Raw genomic sequence first — 2,933 nt, forward strand, 5'->3', positions numbered from 1 at the left:
CCGAAGAGCCAAGGCTCACATAAACAATTCGTGAATCGAGTTTGATTTGGAGAATACAATTCCCCCCATACGAAATCGCATTACCCTGTGCGAGATCGCCTTGCAGGGGATGATTCTCATTATCCCTCTGATTCTCCTGTTCCCCTCGACCTTCTCCCGTGGCGAGATGACGATGCCAGGAACGCTGCTTTTCCAGCGGTTTCCGTGGAAGTGCTACGCCCCCGAAGGCGTCGAGATCGCCAAAAACTGGCCCGCCCAGGAAACGCTTATCTTCTTCAATAAATGCTACGTGCTGACAAAAGCGGCGATTCTGAACGGGGAATGGCCTTTGTGGAACCACATGGAGATGACCGGCCTGCCCCTCCTGGCCAATTTCCAAAGCACCGTGTTCTATCCGCCCCGCCTGCTTCACCTGGTCTTCGACACTTACGTCGGCACCACCCTGTTCGTGTTGCTGAAATTCTGGCTCGCCGGCATCTCCGCGTACTGCTGCGCACGCGTGTTCCGCATGAGCCGGTCTATCGCCTGTTTCGTGTCTGTCGCGTGGATGCTCTCGGGCTACAACATCACCTGGGCATACTGGTCGCCGCCAGACGTCAGCGTGTGGGCCCCATTCGTCCTGATGGGACCTGAGCTCATACTGCAACGCTATCGCCGTGCCGGATTCTTCTCGCTGGCCCTCGGCGGCGCCCTCCTTATCCTCGCGGGACATCCGGAGACGGGGTTCGTTTTTGGGTTGGGTGCGGGCATCTATTTTCTTCTGCGCTGCGCTTTCGAGGAGCGATGGGGGAGAGACCTCTATGTACCCCTCCTGCTGGCGGGCGGAGCCTGGCTCCTGATACTGCTTGTTTGCGCGGCTCAAATCCTCCCTTTCCTCGAATACCTTCCCGTCAGTGAGACCTTCCTGGGCCGGCCGGAGCTTGAACACCAACAGAAATTCCTCCCCCCCAGCGTCATGGCCGCCCTATGGGTCCCACGATTCTACGGCCACATGGCCGACGGCAACTATTGGGGCAACTCCACGGTCAACACCAACTTCGTCTGTTTTCTGTACCCGGGCATCGCGGTATGGATCGGCATCGCTTTGCTTCTTGGGCGCCGCGGCTTCACCAACACGGAACGCCATCGGATTCTTGCCCTTGCTGCGCCGGCCGTGTTTTTCTTCCTGATGGCCTTTCCGGTGCCCGCGCTTAGACCTATCCAGAGACTGCCCATCCTCGATTCCATGTGGCGATGCTACTACGTTGCCTTTCCGATGCTCGCCATGCCGTTCCTCGCCGGCATGGGCTACGACAAATGGCTCTCGAAACATAGATCTGTTCGCGAGTTACTCATACCTGCCGCGTGTGTTCTTTTGATTGCCGTTGCCCTGTTTGCCCTCTACGAAGTACACAGGCCCGCACTGGTTAAACAGCCCGAACTCCATCGCTACGTCATCTTTCAGTTGCTTGTCGCGGGCGGACTGGCAATCGCCGGTTTGGCCCTCGCCGGCATTCAGGTATTTCGCGCCTGGCCACGAGTGGTTGCGGCCGCTGTTACCCTGTGCCTGGCCGCTGATCTCGTCTTCTTCTCCCGTGACCTATTGCCCACCACTCCCCATGAATACCTCTACTTCGACACCGCCTTGTCCGACAAGCTCCAGGAATTAAACCACAACACCCGCTTCAGCGTCTGGTCCGCCGGTATCGAAGCCGGCCTCATGCAGGTCTACGGCATCGAATCCCTCTACGGATACGACGGCATCTCCCCCTCTCGGTTTGGTTTTTTCATGTTCGGCTCAGACAAGTGGTGTCTCTGGGAGCGGAAGGAACCTATCTGCGGCATCGGTTACTACCTGTTCCAGGAAGACGACTTCGACCCCGAACATCCCGACCCTGATTACGAGTACATCGGCACCTATGACCGTATTCACGTGGTCCGAAACAAGCGCGCGTTCCCCAGGGCGTTCCTCGTGGGCAAGGCCGAAGTCATACATGAGCCCGAAGCCCTGTTCAGACGCTTGGCCGAGCCTTCATTTGACCCCGCTCGAACGGTTCTCACCGAAGCCCCGCCACACACACCCTTGCCCGACAACCCCTCCAGCAGCCCGGGTACAGCACGCATGACCGCACGCTCATTCAACCGCGTCGAGCTCGAGATCGAGGCTCACGAACCGGCGATCCTGGTTCTTTCCGACGCCTATTACCCCGGATGGGAGGCCCGCGTCGACGAAGTCCCCGCCGAAATCTTCCCCGCCTACTACCAGTTTCGCGCCGTTGTCGTTCCCCAGGGACGCCACATTGTCACCTTCAATTACTTCCCGCGCAGTTTCCAGCTCGGGCTCGCGCTGTCGATCGCCGCGTGCATCGCGAGCAGCGCTGCCGCCCTGTATCTGCTGCTCAAGCCCGCCCGTTCCGCTTGACTTGCTCTGGGCGTTTTGATAAGCTTCGCTGCGCTTGGTCAAGCGCCAATCAGCACAATTGAACGATTTTTCGGGGCTGTAGCTCAGCTGGGAGAGCGCTGCGTTCGCAATGCAGAGGCCAGGGGTTCGATCCCCCTCAGCTCCACCATCAAAATGCAAGGGCTTGCGCGACCGGATACGCAAGTCCTTTTTTGCTTGAGGTTCCACGGCCCGTAGCAACGGCGTATTTGCCATATGGTCCCGCCGTGCACACGCGCTCAGGCGCTTGAATACCCCGGGACCACTTGAGTCGCGGTCTTCTTGGAGCCAGACGGTTCCCCATCACCTGCGCTGCTGAGGGGAAATCCATCCGAAGTCCAAGCGGCGTCGCGAGATATTACATTTTTTTCTTGACATGTGCCCCATCGTATGCTTAAATTTGCGCGCTTTGGACGCAAAGTGTAGTTGAATTGAGGATTAGCCGTCCCCAAGCTTCATGCCTCCCTTGAGCAAGGAGTAGTGCGTAAGGCGGCACGACGCATCTACATGCGAC

Annotated in this window: 1 protein-coding gene and 1 tRNA gene; both read left to right on the forward strand. The window is 58.4% G+C overall.

Annotated elements, in window-relative coordinates:
• Positions 1 to 46: 46 nt before the first annotated feature.
• On the forward strand, positions 47 to 2,401 hold the full coding sequence (locus PLJ71_22635; GenBank protein HQM51485.1) for a YfhO family protein: 2,355 nt from the start codon (positions 47 to 49) through the stop codon (positions 2,399 to 2,401).
• 72 nt (positions 2,402 to 2,473) lie between these two features.
• Positions 2,474 to 2,549, forward strand: a tRNA-Ala gene (locus PLJ71_22640).
• Positions 2,550 to 2,933 lie beyond the last annotated feature (384 nt).

This window comes from Candidatus Hydrogenedentota bacterium (genome assembly GCA_035416745.1).
Taxonomy (GTDB): domain Bacteria; phylum Hydrogenedentota; class Hydrogenedentia; order Hydrogenedentales; family SLHB01; genus UBA2224.